Consider the following 22,925-nt stretch of genomic DNA (forward strand, 5'->3'; position numbering starts at 1 on the left):
AAACCTTTATCCGTCGCACCGGAAGCTGCTCGCCTCCGAGGCGGGGCCACCGACGTACGCGGGCCAGGCCGGCCATTCGCACAACGGGCGGGTTCGGCCGGCTCCGGCGTTGCCGTCGGCGACCACCTGGTTCTCGCCCGGCGCGACGCCCCGCTCGGCCCACTTCTCCAGGGCCGTGAGCGAGTCGTAAGAGGCGGAGAAGGCGACCGGGGCGAAGTTGGCGTGGTTGGCTCCGGGCACCAGATAGAACCGGGAGAACGCCTCGGTCGCCCGCTTGCCCATCACCCGCTGGACGCGCTGGTAGTAGTCGATCGTGGAGCGGTGGCTGACCAGCTCGTCGGCGGCCCCGTGGACCATGATCAACCTGCCGCCGGAGCGGGCGAACGGGCGCAGGTCGGCGTCGTTGACGTCCTGGAGCGCAGTCAGCTCGCTGATCCGGCGCTGCCACTTCCCCGGCGCGGCCGGGTCGATCGCGAAGGGGCTGATCTGCGGGTCGCGGGCGACGAAGTACTTGGCCCACTGGTTCCAGAACTGCATACCGTAGCCGGCGGTCACCGACATCGGGTCGGCCGGCGCGGTGGTGCCGAAGCCGAGGACCGGCGTCGACATCCGTGCCCCGGACAGCACCGGGAACCCGGGGTAGCCCCACTCCCCGCTCGCCACCCGGTAGGGCAGCCGCCAGCTGCTGTCGGCGGCCACCACCGCGTCCACCTGCTCGCGGGAGAGGCAGGTGTCTCCGGGCGTCTCGCCCTCGCCGCACAGCAGCGTCTCCGGATCGAAGTCGCAGCCGGCCTCGTCGGAGATCACTCCGTCCGCGAGCCCGTCGCCGCCGTCGCAGGCGGCCAGCACCCGCTGCGCGACGAGGTCCTGCTGCGTCTTCGACGGGAACGCACCGGGCTTGCCGAACTCGTGGGTGATCCGGCCGAAGAAGAGGTCGAGGGTGGCGGCGTTCCAGGCGGGGTACGCGGAGATCACCCCGTCGAAGTCGCGCGGCCAGCGCTGCGCGACCGCCAGGGCCTCCCGGCCACCGGTCGAGCCGCCGGCGAAGTAGGTCGTGCCCGGCGCACGGCCGAAGGACTTCTTGATCACGTACGTGGCGGTGTCGTGCACCTTCTTGAGCGCGTCACCGGAGAAGTTGCGCACCGCCTCGTCGTTCTGGCCGAACCAGCCGTCCAGGCTGGCGATCGGGTGGCGGGTGGTGTCTGCCTGATGGCCGGAGTCGCTGGCGTAGGTGGCGTAGCCGCGGCCGAGCGGGGTGCGTTGGTCGACCGGCCCGAAGGGCACGTTCTGGGCGAGGTTGGGGACGGTGCCGTTGTAGCCGCCACCACCGAACATCATCGACTTCCCGTTCCACCCCTGCGGCAGGGCCAGACCCATCCGGATGTCCGGGGCGGCCGGGACGACCGGGTGGATCGCGATGTCGGCGCGGCAATAGGCCGGCAACGCGGTCGGGCCGGTCCCGGAGGCCGGCATCGACGTCGTCGCGGTGACCTCTGCGCCGGTGGTCGGCAGGCCGATGCGGTGGGCGGGGATCCTCAGCCCGACCAACGACTCGCAGTCGACGGCCGTGGACGGGGCGGCAGACGCGGGCGTCTGACCGGCGACCAGGGCCGCGGCGGCGAGGGCGAGCGCGGAGCCGACGGTCAGGAAGCTGCGTACGAGGGTGGGGGCCATTGCTCCAGGATCGCGACGCGGTGTGACCTGCGCCATGTGGCCGCCGCACACAACTCCGGTGCGCGAGATGTGGCCAGCCGAGAGTGGAGCGCCGAAAGGCTGGCATGGGGACGAGCCACACAACGGATGGGTCCAGTGTGTCCCGAACCCCTATGGCGTACGTCTCACCACTTCCCTAGCGTCGCCCCTGTGACGAGCACCACACCGGCGCCGAGGTGCGCACTACGGACCGAGGGTCTCACCAAGGACTTCCGCGGCTTCCGCGCGGTCAGCTCCGTCGACCTGGAGGTCGCCGAGGGCACCGTTCACGCGCTCGTCGGCCCCAACGGCGCCGGCAAGACGACCCTGTTCAACCTGCTGACCGGGTTCCTCAAGCCCACCGGCGGACGGGTCACGGTCTTCGGTGACGACGTCACCGGGATGGCACCGGAGCGGATCACTCGTCACGGGGTGGCCCGCTCCTTCCAGATCACCAGCCTCTTCGAGAACCTCACCCCACGCGAGCACGTCGAGATCGCGCTCCAGGGATTGACCAACCAGGGGCTGAAGTTCTGGCGCTCGGAGAAGCTGCTCGGGCGCCGCCGCGAGGAGGTCGACCGGCTGCTGGCCGAGGTCGGCCTGACCGAGCTGGCCGACAAGCCGACCGGGCTGATGGCGTACGGACAGAAGCGGGCGCTCGAGCTCGCTCTCGTCCTCGCCGTCGAGCCCCGGCTGCTGCTCCTCGACGAGCCGACGGCGGGGATGGGCATCGAGGACGTCGACCGCACCATCGAGCTCGTCCGGCGCATCGCCGAGGGCCGCACGGTCGTCTTCGTCGACCACAACATGCACGTCGTCGCCCACCTCGCCGACCGGGTCACCGTCCTGCAGCAGGGTGCGGTGCTCGCCGAGGGGCCCTACGACGAGGTGCGCGCCGACCCGCGCGTCATCACCGCCTACCTCGGAGAGGCCCACAGTGCTTGAGATAGAGAAACTGAGCGCGTGGTACGGCGAGGCGCAGGCTCTGCGCGAGGCCACCCTGAGCGTTGGCGAGGGAGAGGTCGTCACCCTCGTCGGCCGCAACGGCGCCGGCAAGACCACGCTCGTACGCTGCCTGATGGGCCTCCACAAGCACCTGACCGGATCGATCCGGCTCGACGGCCGCGAGATCACCTCGCTGCCCGCGCACAAGCGGGCGCGCGCGGGGCTCGGCTGGGTGCAGGACGACCGCGGCATCTTCGCCAACCTGAGCGTGGAGGAGAACCTCCTGCTACCGCCGAAGGTCTCGGACTCGGCGTGGACGCTGGAGCAGGTCTACGACGCCTTCCCGGCTCTCGGCAGCCGCCGGCGCGCAGGCGGGACGACGCTCTCGGGCGGCGAGCAGCAGATGCTCGCCGTCGCCCGCGTGCTCCGCACCGGCGCCCGCCTGCTCCTGCTCGACGAGCCCTCCGAAGGGCTCGCTCCCGTCATCGTCGCCCAGATCGGCGACATCGTGCGGACCGCGAAGCAGTCCGGGATCGGCGTGCTCCTGATCGAGCAGAACGTACGTTTCGCCGCCACCGTCGCCGACCGCCACTACCTGCTCGCCCAGGGCCGCCTGGTCGAGAGCCTCGACAACGACGAGTTCGTCGAACGTCAGGACGAGCTACTCGAACACCTCGGGATCTGACGTACGTCCCCAGAGATCGAGCACAGCCCTACCCCACGAGGAGAGACACGATGAACAAGCGACGCACAGCTGCCGGCGCCTCGATACTGATGGCAGGTGTCCTGGTCACCGCAGGCTGCGGTGCCGGCGGACCGAGCGCGAGCGGAGGCGACTTCACCGACGACAAGGTGGTCCTCGCCCTGCTCAACGACGCCTCCGGTGTCTACAAGGACGTCTCCGGCCCCAACTCGAAGATCGCGATCCAGATGGCGATCGACGACTACCAGGAGAAGTACGGCGACGAGGCCGTCGTCGACGACATCGAGGTGACCTCGGCCGATCACCAGAACGAGCCGGACATCGCCAACACCAAGGCCCAGGAGCTCTACGACCGCGAGGGCGCCGACGTGATCCTGGACGTGCCGACCTCGTCGGCCGCGCTGGCGGTCGCGACGCAGGCGAAGAACAAGAAGAAGCTCTACATGAACGTCGGCGCAGCCACGACCGAGCTGACCGGCGCACAGTGCAACAAGTACACCTTCCACTACGCCTACGACACCTGGATGCTGGCCAACGGCACCGGCACCGTCGTGACCGAGGAGGGTGGCAAGAACTGGCAGCTGATCTACCCCGACTACGCCTTCGGCCAAGACATGGTGAAGTCGTTCACCGGCGCCATCGAGGCCGGCGGCGGCGAGGTCGCCGGCACGATCGCGACGCCGTTCCCGAACGACAACTTCGCGACGTACATCACCAAGGCGGGAGCCGCGAAGCCGCAGGTCATCGGCACCATGCACGCCGGTGGCGACCTGATCAACCTGGTCAAGCAGTACAACGAGTCCGGGCTCAAGGACCAGGGCATCGACCTGGCCGTCGGGCTGATGTTCATCTCCGACATCCACTCGCTCGGCGTCGAGGCGTTCGAGGGCACGATCTTCACCGACGCCTGGTACTGGAACCTCGACGAGAAGTCCCGCGAGTGGGCCGACCGCTTCATGGAGGAGACCGGCGACCGGCCGACGTACGCCCACGCGGGCAACTACTCGGCGGCGACGCAGTATCTCGAGGCGGTCCAGGCGGCCGGCACAGACGACGCCGACAAGATCGTCGAGGAGCTCGAGGGCAAGAAGGTCGAGGACATGTTCCTGCGCAACGGCGAGATCCGCGCCGAGGACCACCGGGTCATCCACGACGTCTACCTGGCCCGGGTCAAGGGACCGGACGACGTCAAGGAGGACTGGGACTACGAGGAGATCATCAAGACCATCCCGGCCGAGGAGGCGTTCCGCCCGGCAGCTGAGTCCGGCTGCTCGATGTAGGCGCGAGGTCTAGAGGGATTGGTATGAACGCGGTTCTGCAGTACACCGTCCAAGGGCTCGCGGCCGGCAGCTTCTACGCGCTGGCCGCGCTCGGCCTGGCCGTCATCTTCGGGGTGCTGGGCGTGGTCAACTTCGCCCACGGCGCCTTCTACATGCTGGGAGCGGTCGCCGCCGCGGTGCTCCTGGACACCGTCGGGATGAGCCTGTGGCTGGCGCTGATCGTGGTGCCGCTGCTGATGCTGGTCTTCGGGATGCTGGTCGAGCGGCTGCTGGTGCAGTGGCTGCTGCCGCTCGACCCGCTCTACAACCTGCTGCTCACCTTCGGGTTGACCCTCCTGCTGGTCGACCTCGTCAAGCGCCGCTACGGCGTGAGCGGTCTGCCCTACGAGCGCCCGGCCGCGCTCGACGGACGGGTCGAGCTGGCCGGGGTCGGGCTGCCGATCTACCAGCTCTTCGTGATCGGTGTCGCGCTGCTCGTCTGCCTCGGCGTCTGGCTGCTGATGACGCGTACGCGGGTGGGCATGATCGTCCGCGCCGCGACCGAGCGGCCCGAGCTCGCCGGTGCGCTCGGGATCAACGTCGGGCGCTGGGTGACGCCGGTGTTCGGCTTCGGGGTCGCGCTCGCCGGTCTGGCCGGGGTGCTGGCGGCACCGTTCCGGGCGATCACCGCCGAGATGGGCAGCGACTTCATCATCATCCTGTTCGCGGTCGTGGTGATCGGCGGGCTCGGCTCGATCGTGGGCGCCGTCGTCGGCGGGTTCCTGGTCGGGCTCGTGGAGGCCTTCGGGCAGGCGTACGCGCCGACGTTCTCGCAGGTGCTCATCTTCGTGCTGATGGCCGTGGTCGTCCTGGCCCGGCCGGCCGGGCTCTTCGGCCGAGAGGAGGCGACGGCATGACGTCGATCGCAACGGCCGGTGCGAGCGTCACCGAGCAGCATGCGGCGATCGCGGGAGCGCGCCCGTGGCAGCGACTGGTCCTGCTGGCGGTGGGGCTGGTGGCCGCGTTGGCGCTGCCGTGGTTCGTCTACCCGCCGGTGGCGATGGACATCGCCGCATGGGCGCTCTTCGCGGTGGCCCTCGACCTGCTGCTGGGCTACTGCGGGCTGCTCTCGTTCGGCCATGCCGCGTTCTGGGGCGGATCCGCCTATGCCACCGGGCTGATCGCGATCCACCTCGGGGTGCCGTTCCCCGTGGCGGTCCTCGGCGGGGCGCTCTTCGCGATGCTCCTGGCGGTGCCGATCGGCTACCTGTCGGTGAAGCGGTCGGGAATCTACTTCGCGATGGTCACCCTCGCCTTCGCGCAGATGCTCTTCTTCGTCGCCAACCAGGCCTCCTCGCTCACCGGAGGTGAGAACGGGCTCCAGGGCGTGCCGCGCTCCTTCTTCGGGATCGAGGCCGTCGAGACCGACTCGTTCTTCTTCTACTACGCGGCGCTGCCGATCATCCTGCTCGGGATGTTGGCGGCCTGGCGGATCGTCCACTCCCCCTTCGGGCGGGTGCTGGTCGCGATCCGCGACAACGCACCGCGTGCCCGGGCGCTGGGCTACGACGTCGAGCGCTACAAGCTGATCGTCTTCGTGCTCTCGGCCGGGCTCTCCGGGCTCGCCGGCGGCGTCTTCGCCGTCTCGCACGGCTTCGTCGCACTGCCCGAGCTGCACTGGGCCACGTCCGGCGAGGTCGTCCTGATGACCGTGCTCGGCGGGATCGGCACCCTGTGGGGCGGCGTCATCGGCGCCGGGCTGATCGTGATGCTCGCCGACTACCTGGCCTCGTCCGGGTTCGACGGGATCGGGATCGTCACCGGCGCCGTGTTCGTGACCGTGGTGCTGCTCTTCCGTCGCGGCATCTGGGGCACCGCCCGCCACCTCTGGCTGACCCGTCGTCGTTCCTGAGCCTGCTCTAGGCGACCAGCTGATGGAGCCGGAGGGCCAGCTGCACCTCGAGCTGGCGCTCCGGCTGCTGCCAGCCCTTGCCCAGCAGCCGGGTGACCCGCTCCAGACGCTGGGTGACGGTGTTGACGTGCACGTGCAGGGCGCCGGCGGTGCGGGTGAGGTTGCGGTCGGCGGCGAAGTAGGCCCGCAGGGTCTCCACCAGCTTCGACCCCTTCGCGGTGTCGTAGTCGATCACCGGACCCAGCCGCGAGGTGACGTACGCCGCCGGGTGGCCGTCGGAGCCGAGCAGCAGCCCCACGAAGCCGAGGTCCTCGGCGGTGACCACCTGGCCCTCGCGCCCGAGGGTCATCGCGGCGGCCAGACAGCGGCGGGCCTCGTCGTAGCCCTTCACCACGGCATCGGGACTGCTCAGCGGTCCCGGCACCGGGCCGGCAGCGCCGACCGTCACCGGCGCGCCCGCGGACAGCCGCAGCCCCTCGACGACCAGCTCGCCGGCGGCGCGGGCGTCGCAGTCGGGGAAGATCAGCACGACCTGTCCCTGCCGCACCGCCGCGAACCCGTCGTGGGTGGCGGCGACGAACGTGGCCGCCTGACCGACCCGGGCTCGGTCCCCGGGGACGTTCGCCACCACCACGGCATAGGGCCGGGACAGATCCGCCTGCAGCAGCCGGCCACGCTCTCGGAGCGTCTCCGGGTCAGGAGTGGTGCCGGAGAGGAGCTCGTCGAGGAGCTCGCCGCGTACGCGTCCCTCGGCCTCGGCGACGCTGCGGCGGAAGAGCAGCAGCAGCGCCGTCACCAGCGCCGCCCGCTCCAGGATCCGCTGGTCGCCGTCGTCCAGATCCCCGTCGTCGCGGTCGACCTCGCGGGGGCCGAGGAGCATCGAGCCGAGCTGCTCGGCGCCGGCGAGGACCGGGGTGGCGTAGATGTCGCCGCTGCCGGCGGTGCGGCTCAGGTCGAGGCTGCGCCTGGTCACGGCGGCTTCGTAGTCGGAGACGGGCTCGCCCGGGGCGCTGCTCGCGATCGTCTCGCCGTCGAGGTCGAGCACGACAACCCGGGCGCCGAGGACCTCGGCGACGCTGCGTACGACATCGTCGACTCCACCGCCCTCGACGACGATCCGGGTGAGCCGGTCGTGGGCGTCGGCGGCGCGCTCGACCGTCTCGTTGCGCGTCTGCAGCTTGCGGGTGGTCACCTCGAGCTCGGCGACCGCGGCGCGGGTCTCCTCCAGCAGCCGGGCCTTGTCCACGGCGATCGCCGCGTGGGCCGCCAGGGAGACGAGCAGCGCGCTCGCCTCGGCACCGAAGGGACGTACGGTCCTGTTCGCCGCGAAGAGGACGCCGATGACCTGGGTGCCGAGCAGGAGGGGCACCCCGATGATCGCGCGGATGCCCTCGCCGCTGACCGCGCCGTCGATGTCGGGGGCGTGCCGGAACCGCTCGTCGGGGATGTAGTCGGCGGTCGAGTAGGGCTTCATGGTCTGGGCGACGAGGCCGCCGAGCCCGATTCCGTAGGGGATTCGGGTCGAGCGGAAGGCCGCGGTCAGGATGCCCTCGGTCACCCGCATGTACTCGCCCCGACGCTCGTCGTTGAGGGTCAGGTAGGCGACGTCGCTGTTGAGCAGCTGCCTCGCCCGGGTCACGATCGCCTGCAGCACCGCCTCCAGGTTGGTCAGCATCGCCAGGTCGTTGGCCGACTCGAACAGCGCCCCCAGCTCACCCTCGCGACGGCGGCGCGCCTCCAGGGTCGCCCTGACCTCCAGCGCGAGCCTCTTGGCGTAGTCGATCCGCTCCTGCTCCCCGGCGGTCGCCCCCGCCGCTCGCGCGGCCCGCGACGGCCCTTCGAAGTCGGCCTCCGCGGCATCCCCGGCCAGCAGCTCCAGGAACGCGACCACATCGACCGTCATGTGACCGAAGTTACACTTCTACGCGCGCACCGACATAGGGGATCACCACATAGTTGCCCGGGATCAGGTATGGGTCTTCGCCAGGTCCCCCACGGAGGTGACGGGACGCTCGCAGACGAACCCTCGACAGACGTACGCCGCCGCCTTCCCGTCCACTGGAGTGCGACTGCTCAGCAGCGGGATGTCGTCGCGCGCCTCGTCGGCGACGACCACCACCGCACCCGGCTTGCGCCGGGCCGCGGCCTCGAGAGCGTCGCGGTCTGGTCCCGGCGGCCCGACGACCGCGATCTCGAGCGGACCGTCGGCCATCGTCGCCGCAGCCGCCAGCGACCAGCCGGCGAACCGGGGCGCCTTGGTCATCAGGTTGCTCGTGGCCGCGAGCGCCTCCTCGGCGGCCGTGCGGTAGCGGCCCTCGCCGGTGAGCGCATGGGCGGTGACGAGCGCATGGACCATCGCGCTGATGCCGCTCGGGCTGGCGTTGTCGGAGGGGTCGCGGGGCCGCGTGACCAGCGCCTCCGCGTCGTCGGCGGTGTCGTAGAAGCCGCCATCCTCGGCGCGGAAGTGGGTCAGTGCGGTGTCGAGCAGCGCCGTCGCCCGGTCGAGCCAGGTGCTGTCGCCGGTCGCCTGGGTCAGCGCCAGGAATCCCGCCGCGACGCAGCCATAGTCCTCCAGCACCCCCGCGTGCGCGCCGGCCACGCCGTCGCGGCTGACACGGAGGAGGCGAGCGCCCTGAGCATGCACCCGCCAGAGCAACTCCGCTGCGCCGATCGCCGCGTCGAGATACCGCCGTTCCCCCAGCAGCAACCCGGCATCGACCAGACCGCTGATCGCCAGGCCGTTCCAGGCCGCGACGACCTTGTCGTCGCGCGCCGGGCGTACCCGCTCCGCACGCGCCGCCAGGAGCCGGGTCTTGACCGACTCGAGCCGCTCGGTGTCGTCGGGCCGATGCCGCAACTGGAGGGTCGAAGCACCTTCCTCGAAGGTGCCGGCCTCGGTCACCTCGAAGACCTCCGCGGCCCAGGCGCCGTCCTCGGCACCGAGCACTGCGACGAGCTCGCCCGGGCTCCAGACGTAGAACTTCCCCTCGACCCCCTCGCTGTCGGCGTCGAGCGCGGAGGCGAACCCGCCCTCGGCGGTGCCGAGCTCGCGGATCATCCAGTCGGCGCTCTCCCGGGCGACCCGGTCGCCGAGCTTGGTGCCGAGCCGAGCGTAGAGACCGATCAGCTGCGCGTTGTCGTAGAGCATCTTCTCGAAGTGCGGAACGACCCAGCCGCGGTCGACGGCATAGCGTGCGAACCCGCCCCCGACCTGGTCGTAGATCCCGCCGCCGGCCATCGCTGCGACAGTGCGCGAGAGCATGTGCGAGACCCGCGAGTCCGCCCCGAGCGCCCCGGCTGCTCGCCGCAGGAACTCCAGCACCATCGACGGCGGGAACTTCGGCGCACCCCCGAACCCGCCCGCCATCGGGTCGAACTCCCCCGCCAGCGTCTCGACCACGGCATCGACGTCGACCTGCCAGTCGCCCGCGGACCCGGCCGCCCCAGACACGGCGGCCAGATGCTGACGTACGTTCTCCGCCACCGCCCCGATCTCCGAGCGCCGCTGCGTCCACGCCTCCGAGAGCGCCTGCAGCACCTGCGTGAACGCCGGCTGCCCATGGCGCGGCATGTCGGGGAAGTAGGTGCCCGCGAAGAACGGGTTCCCGTCGTGGTCGAGCACCACCGTCATCGGCCACCCGCCCGACCCGGTCATCGCCGTCGTCGCGGCCATGTAGACCGCGTCCACATCCGGCCGCTCCTCCCGGTCGACCTTGATGTTGACGAAGTGCTCGTTCATGTACGCCGCCGTCGTCTCGTCCTCGAACGACTCGTGCGCCATCACGTGGCACCAGTGGCACGCGGCGTACCCGACCGACAGCAGGACAGGTAAGTCCCGCCGCCGCGCCTCCTCAAACGCCTCGGGCGACCACTCCCACCAGTCCACCGGATTCTGAGCGTGCTGGAGCAGGTAGGGCGAGGTCGCGGAGGCGAGTCGGTTGGCCACTCCTCCAGCCTTGCACGCACATGAGCAAGTGATGCAAACGTGTCAGATGACAGGGATTCTTGACACGTATTCCGCTCCAACATTCAGTGGCCAACGGCAGACACCACGCTTACGGTGGCGTCGCCGGGCTTGGCGAAGCGCCCCTGTGCTGCCGTGACCAACTCGATCGCTACTACGACTTCTAGGCATAGAGCGCTGACTGACGTGAGCCCCTCCCCCGTTTCATCGGGAGAGGGGCTCAGTCGCGTTGTTCGTCGAACTTCTCCCCGCCGGGTACGCGCCGCAGCGGGAGCGCGGCGGGAAGTACGCATCGGCTATCTGGAACCTGGGCGAGCCGGTGCAACACATGTTCTCGTTGGCGCGTCATGAAGACACACATCGCCCGGACTCGGAGGGTTCACATGAAGAAGCTCGTCGTCTTCCTTCTCATCGGCGCGCTCGCACCCGTGGTGGGGCCGGTCCTCAGCGCCCAGGCGCTGCCGCCCGACCTCGTCTGCGACGGCAGCTACCACCACCGGACGTTCCGCAACGTAGTCATCCCGGACGACGCCCGCTGCGTGATCACCATTTCCAGGATCACCGGCAATGTCCGCACCACCGGTGCACCGAGGGTGGTCAGCATCACCGACACGAGCCTCGGCCGGAACATCCACGTCCGCAACGTCGTCGAGCGCGTGACCATCGGGGCCGCGGGGTGCCGCGTGGACCCGGTCAGCGGACGAAATCTCATGGTCCGCAACTCCCGCAACGTCGCGATCTGCGAGATGTCGATCGCCAACAATCTCGTGGTACGCGACAATCGGGGGACCTTGATGGTCCGGGACAACAAGGCGTGCAACAACCTCCGCGTCGTCGGCAATCACGTGCGTTCCCTGCGTGTGCTCAGGAACTCCTACGCCGGCAACTTCTCGGTGGCTCGCAACAGCTGGGTGGACCGCAGGATCGTGAGGGACAACGTGGAGCTACATCAGAACCCCGCGGCGTGCCGTCGGGCTGGATGAGTGATTCCACGCCACCGTCACGTCGATCGTCTCCTCCCCGCCGCCTACACCGTGGCAGACAACCCACAGGTCCGTGATCCCGCACCCGAGCGGGACTCTCAGGGCCGGCCTCAGTCTTCGAGCGGCCCCAGGGACGGCCCGGCGACGAACCGGGCCGTCGGATCGGCGAGCACCTCCAGCTCCAGTACGACCAGCTCGTTGCCTTCGGGACGCAGCACCGGGCCCGGCACGAACAGGGTGCGCTGCGGACCGCGCCGCCAATAGCGTCCCAGGCAGAAGCCGTTGACCCAGGCGATGCCCTTGCCCCAGACGGTGGTGTCGAGGAAGAGGTCGAGGTGGGGCTCGGCCGAGAAGAGGACGCGCCACGCGGTGGGCCCGACCCCGGAGCCATGGCCGTCTGGTGGGCCGGCCTCCCACAGGCGCGGCACCTGGTCGAGGTCGATGGCCAGGACCTCCCAGCCCGTGAGTGGCACCTCGTCGAGGAGAGCCGGCCCGACCAGGCCCTTGTACTCACCGATGCGGGCGCCGTAGTTGACCCGGCCCTGGTCCTCGACAACCATCTCCAGCCGACCGCGACCGTGCGGCAGCGCGATCGCCCGTTCGTGGTGCTCGCGCTCGAGGATGCCGACCGGGGCGCCGTCGAGGAAGACGGCGGCCCGGTCACGGACCTCACCGAGGGTGAGGACGCCCAGGCGGTCGCCCGGCAGCTCGGTCCGGTAGACGGCCAGACGAGTGTCTGTCTCCAGCTCGTCCAGCACCGGCAGCGACTCCCAGCTGCTCCAGGAGCCCCAGGCCCCCGGGTCGTCGAGCAGCCGGACCGGCTCGCCCAACGCCACCGTCTGCTCGGGGGCGAGACCGGCGGTGACGGGGGTCTCGGTCGGCACCGGCGCGTAGCGGGCGATGACGTCGCGGAACGCGAAGTACTTCGCGGTCGGGTTCCCGGCCTCGTCCAGGGGAGCGTCGTAGTCGTACGAGGTCACCGTCGGCCGGTAGATCCCCTTGTCGTTGGCCCCGCTGGTCAGGCCGAAGTTCGTGCCGCCGTGGAACATGTACACGTTGACCGAGGCTCCTGCGGCGAGGAGGGCATCGAGCTCCTCGGCGGCCTGCTCGACGGGGGTGGTGTGGTGCCGACCTCCCCAGTGGTCGAACCAGCCGTCCCAGAACTCCATGCACATCAGCGGCCCGGTCGGCTGGTGGTCGCGGAGGGTGCGCAAGCGGTTCACGCTGTCCGAACCGAAGGAGCTGGTACGCAGCACCCCGTCGATTCCGCCGGCGGCGAGCATGGCATCGACGGGCTGGTCCACGGTGACCAGCGGTACGCCGATGCCGGCTCCACGGGTCATCTCCACGAGTGCCTGCAGGTAGCTCCGGTCATCACCGTAGGCGCCGTACTCGTTCTCCACCTGGACCAGCAGCACCGGTCCGCCCTCGTCGACCTGGTGCGGGCGCACGAGCGCCAGGACCTGGTGGAGGTACTTCTCGACCTCGTCGAGGAAGCGCGGCTCATGGCGGCGGATCCCGACGCCCGGCTCCCGGAACAGCCAGGCCGGCAGCCCGCCGTTGTCCCACTCCGCACAGATGAACGGCCCCGGACGCACGATCGCGTACATGCCGGCCTCCCCCACCAGGCGCAGGAACCGCGGAAGGTCGAGGATGCCGTCGGTGTCGAAGGCGCCCTGGCGGGGGCTGTGGGCGTTCCACGGCACGTAGGTCTCGATGGTGTTGAGGCCCATCAGCCTGGCCTTCTCGATCCGGTCCGCCCAGTGGTCGGGGTGGACCCGGAAGTAGTGCAGCGCACCGGAGAGGATCCGGAACGGCTCACCGTCGAGAAGGAAGTCGGACTCGCCGATCGTGAACTCGGGCATGCCTACCTCTCGCAAGGGACCGACAGCCGCCGCTCCGCGATGTGCGGCGGCTGTCGGTCCGGTCAGTCGTGGGTCAGTTGACGCTGAAGCCCTGCTCGTCGCCGTACTTCACGAGCGCTTCCTGCCAGGCCCCCAGGCCGTCCTCGAGGGCGGTGTGGGTCTGGTAGGACTTGCCGACGGTGTCGCCGTAGATCGTGTCGGCGTACAGCTGGTAGGGCAGGTACTGCCAGCCCTCGACCACCTGCGTGGCTGCTTCGGTGAGCACCTGGTTGACCTGCTGGCCGCCGAAGTAGTCGAGCTTCTTGTCGACGAACGCCGGGTCCTGCAGGTCCGCGACCGTGGCCGGGAAGCCACCGCTCTCCAGGAACGGCTCGACGCCCTCCTCGTGGTTGAGCCAGCGCACGAACGCCGCGGCCAGCGCGGGGTTCTTGCTCTGCTCCAGCACCGACTGGGTGCTGCCGCCGTTCTCGGCGGTCGCCGGCTGCCCGTCGTACGTAGGCATCGGTGCGGCCCGCCACTTGCCCGCGCCGTCGGGCACGGACTGCTCGAACACGCCGGGTGCCCAGGCACCGAGACCGATGGACGCGATGGTCCCGTCACCCAGCGCCTTGTACCACTCCTCGGTCCAGCCGGGGATCGTGCAGACCAGCTCGTCCTCGATGAGCTGGTTCCACACGCCCGTCCACTTCTGCGTGCCCTCGTCCTGCAGATCGATCGTGACGCTCTCGCCGTCGGACTGGAACGGTGTGCCACCGGCCTGCCAGATCATGCTGGTGGTGAAGCCGGCGTCACCGCTGTCGTTGGTGATGCACTGCGACGGGTCCTCCTTCTTGATGGTCCGAGCGGCCTCGACGTACTCGTCCCAGGTGGTCGGCACCTCGAGCTTGTGCTCGTCGAAGACCTGCTGGTTGTAGAAGAGCGCCATCGGACCCGAGTCCTGCGGCAGCCCGTAGAGGCCCTCGCCGGCCTGCACCGAGGCCCAGGTCGACGGCGTGTAATCCGACTCGAACTCGTCGAAGCCGTACTGGCCCAGGTCGACCAGGTCGCCGGGCAGCGCGAACTGCGGCAGCGCCTTGTACTCGACCTGCGCCACGTCGGGGCCGCCGGAGCCGGCCTTGATCGCATTCTGCAGCTTCGTGTAGTGGTCGTTGCCGGTGCCGGCGTTGACCAGCTTCACGTCGACATTCGGGTACTGGTCCTCGAACGCCGCCACCTGAGCCTCGGCGGACGGGGTCCACGTCCAGTAGGTGATGGTGCCCCCTTCCTCGAGGGCAGCGTCGAGGTCTGCTGCCGTACCTCCGCCTCCGCCTCCGCCGCCCCCGTCGTCCGAGCCGCAGCCGGCGAGCACAGAGGCGGCGGTGAGGGCTGCCGCGACGAGGGCGATCCGGCGGGATCTGCGCCCATTGATGATCAACATGGCGTTCCTTTCATTTCACTGTTTGACGCTTCCCGCGCTCAAGCCGGACTGCCAGAACCGCTGGAGAAGGAGGAAGGCGATGACGAGCGGGGCGATGGTCAGCAGAGAGCCTGTGACCACCAGGTTGTAGACGGGCTGCGCGTTCGCGCCCGTCGCCTGAGCGCTCCACTGGGTGAGGCCCACGGTGAGCGGATAGAGCTTCGGCTCGCTCAGCATGATCAGTGGCAGGAAGTAGTTGTTCCACGTCGAGACGACGGCGAACAGCAGCACCGTGACGATGCCGGGAGCGAGCAGGCGCAGAGCGACCGTGAAGAAGATCCGAATCTCGCCGGCGCCGTCGATGCGCGCCGCCTCGAGCAGCTCGTCCGGTACGGCGTCCGCGGCATAGACCCACATCAGGTACAGGCCGAACGGGCTGATCAGCGAGGGGATGATGATCGCCCATACCGTGTTGGTGAGCCCCATGTTCGAGAACATCAGGAACGTCGGCACGGCCAGCGCGGTGCCGGGCACGGCCACCGCGCCGATGATGACGGCGAAGACCGCCCGCCGTCCGGGGAAGCGGTACTTGGCCAGGCCGTAGCCGGCCGCGGTGGCCAGCAGGGTCGCGCCGCCGGCACCCACCACGACATAGAGAAGGGTGTTCGCCAGCCAGCGCAGGAAGATGCCGTCGCGGTAGGTCAGCGTGTCGCGGACGTTGCTGAAGAACGCGAACTCGTCGCCGACCCACAGCCCCGGGCTCGAGAACAGATCCGCCTGGGTCTTGGTGGCACTCAGGATCAGCCACGCCAGCGGCACCAGCGTATAGACGAGGAACAGCGCCATCAGCACGGTCAGCAACGGCGACCGTCGCGGCGCCAGCGGCGACGTGCTCACCCGGCTCGTCATTTCATCGCCTCTCGTGAGCCGCGGAGCTGGACGGCGTACGCGATCACCGCGGTGAGCAGGCCCATCACGATCGCGACCGTCGCCGAGTAGTTGTACTGCTGCCCGCCGAAGGACAGGTTGTAGGCGTAGAGGTTCGGTGTGTAGTAGGTCGTGATGATGTTTGGTTCCAGCGTGCGCAGGATGTTCGGCTCGTTGAAGAGCTGGAAGGTCCCGATGATGGAGAAGATGGTGGCGATCAGGATGGCCCCGCGCAGGGCCGGGATCTTGATCGAGAGCACGGTCCGCAGCGGCCCGGCGCCGTCGAGCGCGGCGGCCTCGTAGATCTCGCCCGGCACGGTGCGCAACGCGGAGTAGAAGATCAGCATGTTGTAGCCCACGAACTCCCAGGTCACGATGTTGGCGATCGAGGCGAGCATCCAGTTGCTGCTGAGCGGCGCGATCGAGGTGCCGAACAGCTCGTTGAAGTCGGCGGCCAGCCCGAAGTTGGTGCCGTACATGAAGCCCCACATCAGGACGGCCACGACACCGGGAACGGCGTAGGGCAGGAAGATGAAGAGCCGGAAGAAGCTCGTGCCGTAGAGCCGGGCGCTGTCGATGGCCAGCGCGGCCACCAGGGCCAGGCCAAGCATGATCGGCACCTGTACGACGAGGAACAGCAGGACCCGCAACGAGCCGTCCCAGAACTTGTCGTCGGTGAACACGTCGACGTAGTTGTCCAGACCGACGAACTCCGTGGTGCCGAAGAACGCCTGCGCACGGAAGAGGCTGAGGTAGGCGGCGTAGGCGATCGGCGACAGGAAGGTCAGCGCGAAGACCGCCAGGAACGGGCCGACGAAGATCCACCCCTTCCTGTCGCTGCGCGACCACCGGCGACCGGGCACGGGCGGTCGCCCAGCACCGCGGGTCTCCCGGCTTCTCTCCAGCTGGGTCACGGTCCCACCTCCCTTCACCGCCATTCCGTGGCGGCCTGTTAACGTCAACAGGTACAGTGACGTACGACACATGTTGACGTCAACAGGTTGGCGGAAGGATTATTCGGTCCATGGCGACAGACAGCACGGCCGGGGCACCAGTTCCACGGCGGGGAGCCTCACAGGCCGACGTTGCCCGGATCGCCGGGGTCTCGGGACAGACGGTCTCGCGGGTCGCGAACGGCGCCCGCTACGTCGACGCGGCCACCCGGGAGCGGGTGCTGTCCGCGATGCGCGAGGTCGGCTACCGGCCCAACCGGGCGGCCCGGGCGCTGCGCAGCGGACGGTTCCAGAGCATCGGCGTGATCGCGTTCGAGCTATCCAGCGTCGGCACCACCCACACCCTCGACGCGATCGCGGCCGCCGCCACCCAGACCGGGTACGCCATCAACCTGCTGCCGGTGCTGGACGCCACCCAGGACGCCGTTCGAGCGGCGTTCGACCAGCTCGGCGAGCAGGCGGTGGACGGCATCATCATCCTGGTCGAGACGCACCGGCTCGACGGCGTCGCCGTGCCGGAGGGACTGCCGGTGGTCGTGGTCGACTCCAGCGCGGAGTACGACTACCCGATCGTCGACAACGACCAGGCCCTCGGAGCGCGGTTGGCCACCGAGCACCTGCTCGACCTCGGTCACGAGACCGTCTGGCACGTCGCCGGGCCCGAGCTGTCCTACTCCGCGCGGCGCCGCTGGACGTCGTGGCAGCAGACGCTCGAGGCCCACGGCCGACCGGTGCCGCCAGTGCTGCCGGGCGACTGGTCGACCGGAGCCGGCTACGAGGCCGGCCTCCGGCTGGCCGACAACGAGGAGGTGACCGCGGTGTTCACCGCGAACGACCAGATGGCCCTGGGACTCCTGAGAGCCCTGCACGAGCGCGGTCGCCGGGTCCCCGACGACGTCAGTGTCGTCGGCTTCGACGACATGGAGGAGGCGGCGTACTTCTGGCCGCCACTGACCACCGTCCACCAGTCGTTCGACGAGGTCGGCCGGGGCGCAGTCGATGCCCTGATCCGGGAGATCCAGTCCGGCGAGCACGAGCACCAGGAGGCCCTGGTGCGGCCCCGGCTGGTGGTCCGGGCCAGCACCGCACCGCCCCGCAGGACGACCGCATGACGCGGCGACCGCACCGCTGGGTGCGATGGCCCGAGTCGCTCGCGATCGAGAACGCTCGCGGACCGCTCGGCTTCGGGGCCGACTACAACCCTGACCAGTGGGGCCGGGAGGTGTGGGACGAGGACGTCCGGCTGATGCGTCAGGCCGGGGTGAACATCGTCTCCCTCGGGATCTTCTCCTGGGCCCGCCTGCAGCCGGCCTCGGACACCTGGGACTTCGCGTGGCTCGACGAGGTGATGGACCTGCTGCACGCCCACGGCATCGCCGTCGACCTCGCCACCGCGACAGCCTCGCCACCGCCCTGGTTGAGCGCCGGGCACCCGGAGATCCTTCCTGTCACGCGCACCGGCGAGACCATGTGGCCGGGCGCCCGGCAGCACTGGCGGCCGACGTCACCGGTGTTCCGGCAGCACGCCCTGGCGGTCGTCGAGGCGATGGCGAGCCGGTACGCCCACCACCCGGCGCTCGCCGCCTGGCACGTCTCCAACGAGCTCGGTTGCCACAACCTCTACGACTACTCCGACGACGCCGCGACGGCGTTCCGCACCTGGCTGTCGCAGAGGTACGGCGACCTCGACGGCCTCAACCACGCCTGGGGCACCGCGTTCTGGTCGCAGCGCTACAGCGACTGGAGCGAGGTGCTGCCGCCACGGCTGACGCCCACCATTCCCAACCCGACACACCAGCTCGACTTCAAGAGATTCTCCTCCGACGCCCTCAAGGACTACCTGCGCGCCGAGCGGGAGATCCTCGACCGGCTGACCCCCGACGTACCGGTGACCACGAACTTCATGGTGATGGACCACTTCGACGGCATCGACTACGCCGACTGGGCGGCCGAGGTCGACTTCGTCTCCAACGACCACTACACGCTCGTCGACGACAGCGCCCGCGACGAGCTGTCGTTCTCGGCCAACCTGACCGGTGGCATCGCCGGCGGTGAGCCGTGGTTCCTGATGGAGCACTCGACCAGCGCGGTCAACTGGCGCGCGATCAACCCGCCCAAGGCGGACGGCGCGCTGGTGCGGGACTCGCTCACCCACGTGGCGCACGGTGCGGACGCCGTCTGCTTCTTCCAGTGGCGGCAGTCCGTGTCCGGCGCGGAGAAGTACCACTCGGCGATGGTGCCCCATGCCGGCGAGGACAGCGAGGTCTATCGGACGGTGGTCCGACTGGGTGGGCACCTCGAGCGGCTCGCCTCCGTCGTCGGGTCGCGGCGCCAGCAGGCCCGGGCCGCGATCCTCTTCGACATCGATTCGTCGTGGACCCTCGACCTGGAGGCCAACCCGAGCTCCTCGGTGAGCCATCGGGCGGAGGCGCTCGACTGGTACGTCGCGTTCCTCGCGCTCGGTGTCCGGGCTGACGTCCTGCCCGTCGGCGCGCCGCTCGACGGGTACGACGTGGTGGTGGCGCCGGTGCTGCATGTGATGCCCGCCGCGACGGCCGACCTGCTGACGGAGTTCGTCGCCCGCGGTGGCCACCTGGTCACGACGTACTTCTCCGGCGTCGTGGACGAGAACAACCACGTGTGGCCGGGTGGCTACCCGGGTGCGCTGCGCGACCTGCTCGGCATCCGCATCGAGGAGTTCGGGCCGCTCCTGGACGGGTGCGAGGTCGTTCTCGACGACGGCAGTACCGGGACGCGGTGGACCGACCGGATCACCGCGACGACTACCGGCACTCAGGTCCTCGCGTCGTACAAGACCGGCCTGCAGGCGGGCCGCCCGGCAGTGACCCGACGGGCCCTGGCTCACGGCTCGGCCACCTACGTCTCCACCCGGTTGGGTGCGGATGGTCTCGAGCCGCTGCTGGCCCGACTGCTCGAGGCCGCCGGGGTGGACAGCGAGCTGCCCGCGGGGCTTCGCGGCCGGGTGGAGCTCGCCATCCGCGCAGACGGCGAGAGGGAGTACTGGTTCCTGGTCAACCGGACCGACGACGTGGTCGACCTCAGCGAGCTGGGCGACCTCGGCGAGCCGATGTTCTCCTCGGGTGCTGATCTCGGCGTCGCCGAGCTGGCGGGCTCCGGGGTGGCCGTGTTCACCCGCACCGCCCGATGACCAGCGATACCCGCCCCGCCCGCGGCGCGCACCTCCGGCGCGGCGACACCAGCCTGGTCGTCCGGCTCGACTCCACCGAGCTCCCATGCATCCTCCACTGGGGACCAGATCTCGGCGAGACCGCGGCCGAGCACCTTCCCGACCTTCTCCGCTCGCTGGAGATGCCGAGCCTCGACGGGGCGATCTACCAGCACTCGTGGGCATCCGTGCTGCCGCAGCAGACCAGTGGCTGGGTGGGTCGTCCGGGTCTGCTGGGCAGCCGCGCCGGCCAGGCCTGGGCGCTCACCTTCGACGTGGTGGACCACACGGTCACCGAGTCGACCGACTGCACTCGGCTCACCAGCGTCGCGCTGGATGGACCGGCCGGCGTGGAGGTGACCACCGAGATCGAGCTGTTCGGGAACGGTCTGTTGCGCCTGCGCGCCTGCGTGCGGAACCTGGAGGCGACGCCGTATGAGGTGACGCTGCTCGAGCCGGCTCTGCCGGTGCCGGCCGAGGCCGACGAGCTCTTGGACATGGCAGGGCGGCACGCCCATGAGCGCACCCCGCAGCGCCACGCGTTCACCCAGGGACAGCACGTCCGCGAGGCCTGGGGCGGTCGTCCCGGGCACGACTCGGCCACCGTGCTGTGTGCCGGCCGGTCCGGGTTCGGCTTCCGTGCCGGTCGGGTCTGGGGTGTTCACCTCGGCTGGAGCGGCAACCAGGTGCTCTGCGCCGAGAACTCCTTCACCGGCTGGAAGCTCCTGCGCGGAGGCGAGCTGCTCATGCCCGGCGAGATGGTGCTGGGCCACGACGAGACCTATGCCTCGCCCTGGCTCTACGCCTCCTGGGGCGAGGGGCTCGATGCCTTCTCAGGCCGCTTCCACGAGCACCTGAGGGCGCGGGAGGTGCACCCACGGCGCGCGCGACCCGTACTCCTCAACACCTGGGAGGCGGTCTACTTCGACATGGACATGCAGAAGCTCATCGAGCTCGCCGAGCGTGCAGCCGAGCTGGGTGTCGAGCGGTATGTCCTCGATGACGGCTGGTTCAAGGGGCGGCGCGACGCCACGAGCTCCCTGGGTGACTGGGTCGTGGACGAGGACGTGTTCCCGGACGGCCTCACTCCGCTGGTGAAGACCGTGCAGGGCCTGGGCATGGAGTTCGGGCTGTGGTTCGAGCCCGAGATGGTCAGCCTCGACTCCGACGTGGCCCGGGAACATCCCGAGTGGATCCTCAGCACCCACGCCGGTCCCGGCATCAGTTCGCGCAACCAGCACGTCCTCGACCTCTCCAACCCGGACGCCTGGGACCACGTGTTCGGTCAGATCTCGGCGCTGGTGGACCGCTACGACGTCGCCTACATCAAGTGGGACCACAACCGTGCGCTGACCGGCGCGGGCCGCGGCCGAGACCACAGACCCGCGGTCCACCTGCAGACACTCGCGGCCTATCGCCTGATGGACGCACTCCGTGCCCAGCATCCCGCGCTCGAGATCGAGTCCTGCTGCGGCGGTGGCGGGCGCCTCGACCTGGGAGTCCTCGAGCGGGCCGACCGGGCCTGGGTATCCGACTGCATCGACGTGCACGAAGGGCACCGTCTGGTCCGGTGGACCGGACTGACCCTGCCGCCCGAGCTGATGGGCACCCACGTGGGATCGGGCACCGACCACACCACCGGACGCCGGCACACCCTGCGCTTCCGCGCCGGCACCGCCATGTGGGGACACCTCGGCATCGAGTGGGACCTCACCACCATGACGGACGAGGACCGCGAGGAGCTCCGGGCCTGGATCGCGCTGCACAAGCGGTTCCGTGGCCTGCTCCACTCCGGCCGCGTCGTGCGGGCGGACACCTTGCACGACGGCCTGCAGCTGGACGGCGTGGTCGCCCCTGACGGGCGCGAAGCGCTGTTCCGTCTCTCGGCGCTCGACCACACCCTGGGCCAGCCGGCCGGCCGCATCCGGTTCCCCGGCCTGACCCCGGAGACGGCGTACCGGGTGACACCGGTGCCTCTTGCGGTGTCGCCCAAGGACCGCCCGCGACCCTCCTGGTACGACGGCGGCGCCGTGATGAGCGGCCGACTGCTCGACGAGGTCGGCATGGTCGCGCCCCTGCTGGAGGCCGACGACCTGGTCATCGTGCATCTGGTCGCGGAGGTGGCGTCGTGACCGTCACCGTCGGTGCCGGCCGCGATACCCAGGATTCGTCGCTCGTTCGCGCCTTGTTGGTCTGGCCAGGTTCCACCTGACTTACGGGTCCGGTTGTCTGACTCACGCCTTGCCGCTCGGGCTCGCATGCCAGCCATCGCCAGCAACAGGACCCCCACATGAACCAGATCAAGTTGGTCGTCGCCGGCGCAGTGGCCCTTCTGGGCGCGATCGCCTTCAGCGGACACTTCTCGGACCCCGCACCATCCGCCAGCGGAAAGGCGAGCGCCGCGGCCGGCAGCAGCAACACCCTTCGGATCGGTGTCGACAGCACCGAACCCGTCTACTACGAGAGCGGCGGCGCGACCAAGGGCTTCGACTACGAGATGGCGCACAGCGTCGCCGAAGGCATGGGCGTCGAGCCTGAGTTCGTGGCGATGGAGTTCAACGAGCTCTTCCCGGCCCTGCGAGCGGGAGAGATCGACATGATCGGGGCCCAGGTCACGAGCACGTCAGAACTCGAGCGGGAGTTCGACTTCAGCGCGCCGTACTTCTCGACGTACGTCGCCTTCCTCACCCCCAAGGGATCGACCATTCACACGCGCCGTGACGTCAACGGGAAGAAGATCGCGGTCGTCGACGGCGCCGTCCAGGGGTCCTACCTCGAAGAGAAGTACCAGGACGTCAAGATCGTCAGGGCCCCTACCGTGGGCGCTGCCATCGAGTCGATCAGGCGAGGCGAAGCGGACGCGTTGTTCCATGGAGCTCCGTACGCTCAGTCGATCATCAAAGGCGCACCCATAGCCCTGGAGGAGCCGATCGTCTACCCGGTCAAGGACGCACCGATCGGATTCGTGATCCGCTCCGGCGACCAGCGAAAAGAACAGATCGACGAGGTCCTGGGGAACATGGTCCTCGACGGCGAGTGGCTGAGGATCAAGACCGCCTACTTCGAGGCAGACCCGCTCTCCGATGTGTTCCGCGACAAGGGATCCTGAACCGTTTCCGCCACATATCCCCACCGGTCC

The 22,925-nt window shown here is 69.6% G+C and carries 17 protein-coding genes; 10 read left to right on the forward strand and 7 right to left on the reverse strand.

Annotation, left to right across the window (positions count from 1 at the left end):
* Positions 1-6: 6 nt before the first annotated feature.
* A complete protein-coding gene (locus ABZU72_RS07300) occupies positions 7-1,674 on the reverse strand; it encodes a tannase/feruloyl esterase family alpha/beta hydrolase (RefSeq protein WP_355018193.1) in 1,668 nt (555 codons plus the stop codon).
* A 189-nt stretch (positions 1,675-1,863) separates the two neighbouring features.
* Here ABZU72_RS07300 and ABZU72_RS07305 point away from each other — a divergent pair, with 189 nt between their 5' ends.
* The 5 genes from ABZU72_RS07305 to ABZU72_RS07325 are packed head-to-tail and all read left to right on the forward strand — an operon-like array spanning position 1,864 to position 6,511.
* Positions 1,864-2,637 (forward strand): ABC transporter ATP-binding protein, encoded by a 774-nt coding sequence (locus tag ABZU72_RS07305; protein ID WP_355018194.1) that lies wholly within the window; start codon positions 1,864-1,866, stop codon positions 2,635-2,637.
* Entirely contained in the window at positions 2,630-3,322 is a 693-nt protein-coding gene (locus ABZU72_RS07310; RefSeq protein ID WP_355018195.1) for an ABC transporter ATP-binding protein, read from the forward strand. The genes ABZU72_RS07305 and ABZU72_RS07310 overlap by 8 nt, the downstream gene beginning before the upstream one ends.
* A 50-nt stretch (positions 3,323-3,372) precedes the next feature.
* On the forward strand, positions 3,373-4,620 hold the full coding sequence (locus ABZU72_RS07315; protein WP_355018196.1) for an ABC transporter substrate-binding protein: 1,248 nt from the start codon (positions 3,373-3,375) through the stop codon (positions 4,618-4,620).
* A 23-nt stretch (positions 4,621-4,643) separates the two neighbouring features.
* Positions 4,644-5,516, forward strand: coding sequence for a branched-chain amino acid ABC transporter permease (locus tag ABZU72_RS07320; RefSeq protein ID WP_355018197.1), 873 nt, complete (start codon positions 4,644-4,646; stop codon positions 5,514-5,516).
* The gene (locus tag ABZU72_RS07325) at positions 5,513-6,511 is read left to right on the forward strand and encodes a branched-chain amino acid ABC transporter permease (protein WP_355018198.1); all 999 of its coding nucleotides are present in this window, start codon (positions 5,513-5,515) and stop codon (positions 6,509-6,511) included. Before ABZU72_RS07320 ends, ABZU72_RS07325 begins: the two co-directional genes overlap by 4 nt.
* Positions 6,512-6,518: 7 nt before the next feature.
* Here the strand turns inward: ABZU72_RS07325 and ABZU72_RS07330 are convergent, their stop codons facing one another.
* On the reverse strand, positions 6,519-8,414 hold the full coding sequence (locus ABZU72_RS07330; RefSeq protein WP_355018199.1) for a GAF domain-containing protein: 1,896 nt from the start codon (positions 8,412-8,414) through the stop codon (positions 6,519-6,521).
* 63 nt (positions 8,415-8,477) lie between these two features.
* Positions 8,478-10,457: a thioredoxin domain-containing protein gene (locus ABZU72_RS07335; RefSeq protein ID WP_355018200.1), complete on the reverse strand. Its 1,980-nt coding sequence runs from the start codon at positions 10,455-10,457 to the stop codon at positions 8,478-8,480.
* Positions 10,458-10,858: 401 nt separating this feature from the next.
* On the opposite strand from ABZU72_RS07335, the gene ABZU72_RS07340 reads away from it, so the two are divergent.
* A complete protein-coding gene (locus ABZU72_RS07340; protein WP_355018201.1) occupies positions 10,859-11,458 on the forward strand; it encodes a hypothetical protein in 600 nt (199 codons plus the stop codon).
* Between the two features lie 110 nt (positions 11,459-11,568).
* Here ABZU72_RS07340 and ABZU72_RS07345 read toward each other — a convergent pair whose 3' ends face one another.
* From ABZU72_RS07345 to ABZU72_RS07360, 4 genes are all read right to left on the reverse strand, one after another.
* On the reverse strand, positions 11,569-13,323 hold the full coding sequence (locus ABZU72_RS07345) for a beta-galactosidase family protein (protein ID WP_355018202.1): 1,755 nt from the start codon (positions 13,321-13,323) through the stop codon (positions 11,569-11,571).
* 73 nt (positions 13,324-13,396) lie between these two features.
* Entirely contained in the window at positions 13,397-14,740 is a 1,344-nt protein-coding gene (locus tag ABZU72_RS07350) for an extracellular solute-binding protein (RefSeq protein WP_355018203.1), read from the reverse strand.
* A 15-nt stretch (positions 14,741-14,755) separates the two neighbouring features.
* The gene (locus ABZU72_RS07355) at positions 14,756-15,628 is read right to left on the reverse strand and encodes a carbohydrate ABC transporter permease (RefSeq protein WP_355018204.1); all 873 of its coding nucleotides are present in this window, start codon (positions 15,626-15,628) and stop codon (positions 14,756-14,758) included.
* Complete coding sequence (locus tag ABZU72_RS07360; protein ID WP_355018205.1) at positions 15,625-16,560, reverse strand: sugar ABC transporter permease; 936 nt, start codon at positions 16,558-16,560, stop codon at positions 15,625-15,627. Before ABZU72_RS07360 ends, ABZU72_RS07355 begins: the two co-directional genes overlap by 4 nt.
* Positions 16,561-16,670: 110 nt before the next feature.
* Here ABZU72_RS07360 and ABZU72_RS07365 point away from each other — a divergent pair, with 110 nt between their 5' ends.
* The 4 genes from ABZU72_RS07365 (at position 16,671) to ABZU72_RS07380 (ending at position 22,895) form a co-directional block, all read left to right on the forward strand.
* Complete coding sequence (locus ABZU72_RS07365; RefSeq protein ID WP_355018206.1) at positions 16,671-17,711, forward strand: LacI family DNA-binding transcriptional regulator; 1,041 nt, start codon at positions 16,671-16,673, stop codon at positions 17,709-17,711.
* Complete coding sequence (locus ABZU72_RS07370; RefSeq protein WP_355018207.1) at positions 17,708-19,768, forward strand: beta-galactosidase; 2,061 nt, start codon at positions 17,708-17,710, stop codon at positions 19,766-19,768. Before ABZU72_RS07365 ends, ABZU72_RS07370 begins: the two co-directional genes overlap by 4 nt.
* Positions 19,765-21,918, forward strand: a complete 2,154-nt coding sequence (locus ABZU72_RS07375; RefSeq protein WP_355018208.1) for an alpha-galactosidase — start codon at positions 19,765-19,767, stop codon at positions 21,916-21,918. The genes ABZU72_RS07370 and ABZU72_RS07375 overlap by 4 nt, the downstream gene beginning before the upstream one ends.
* A gap of 158 nt (positions 21,919-22,076) precedes the next feature.
* Positions 22,077-22,895, forward strand: a complete 819-nt coding sequence (locus ABZU72_RS07380; RefSeq protein WP_355018209.1) for an ABC transporter substrate-binding protein — start codon at positions 22,077-22,079, stop codon at positions 22,893-22,895.
* Positions 22,896-22,925 lie beyond the last annotated feature (30 nt).

The organism is Nocardioides sp. NPDC004968 (genome assembly GCF_040608935.1).
Lineage (GTDB): Bacteria > Actinomycetota > Actinomycetes > Propionibacteriales > Nocardioidaceae > Nocardioides.